Below are 814 nucleotides of genomic sequence, written 5' to 3' on the forward strand. Positions count from 1 at the left end.
GCGAACGACTTTACCTTCACGGGTGGTCGAGAGAATACCTTGCTGGGTTACGGTTGCTGGCAGCTCTTTGATTGACTCCGGCAAAAACGCACTATCAAAACCAGCAATTGGAACATGCACTTCCGCCACTTCGATGTTATTCAAAGTTGCGACACGAGATCCCGACGTCACAAACTGACCCACACCGACATCACGCTCGACCACTAAAGCATCGTATGGCGCAACCACTCGGCAGTTTTCCAAGTCGCGATTTGCACGTTTGAGAGCGGCTTGAGCAGACTTCACTTGCGCTTGCGCGCTAAGCACCTGAGGTTTACGCAAGTACAGATCGGTTACTTGCTTGTCGCTAAGTTTTTTCGCTTGGCGTTTCGCCACTTCCGCTTTTGCTTGTTCTTCAATTAACGATGCACGAGCACTAGCCAGACCCGCTTCAGCTTGAAGTACGGCCGCTTCATAATTATCGCTTTCTATCGTGAATAGCACTTCCCCACGCTTCACGATGCCACCGGTTACAAAATTAGGGTGCCAACTGATCACTTCACCGCTGACTTGAGCAGAAAGGTGTGTTTTTTCGAATGGAACCAATTCGCCATGGCTGGTAATCACGACTTTATGGTCAGTAGGAAAAAGAGAAGAGGCTCGAACTGTGGGTTCGGTTATGGTTTCTTTTGTTGACTCTTTCTCCGGTGCTGTCGCTGCAATCGCAGCATATCCAGCGTAAGATCCGCCGACGACAACGAAGGGTAAAAGCCAACGTAATATGGGTTTTGCTAACATCAAAAATCCTTTTTTATTGTTGTATTCAGCCGAATGC

Annotated in this window: 1 protein-coding gene; it reads right to left on the reverse strand. The window is 48.5% G+C overall.

Features of this window, described 5'->3' with window-relative positions:
• A partial coding sequence (locus tag R7O13_RS25805; protein ID WP_318305065.1) for an efflux RND transporter periplasmic adaptor subunit occupies nucleotides 1–777 on the reverse strand: 777 nt, incomplete at its 3' end.
• Between the last annotated feature and the right edge of the window lie 37 nt (nucleotides 778–814).

It is taken from the genome of Vibrio sp. Y176 (assembly GCF_033438945.1).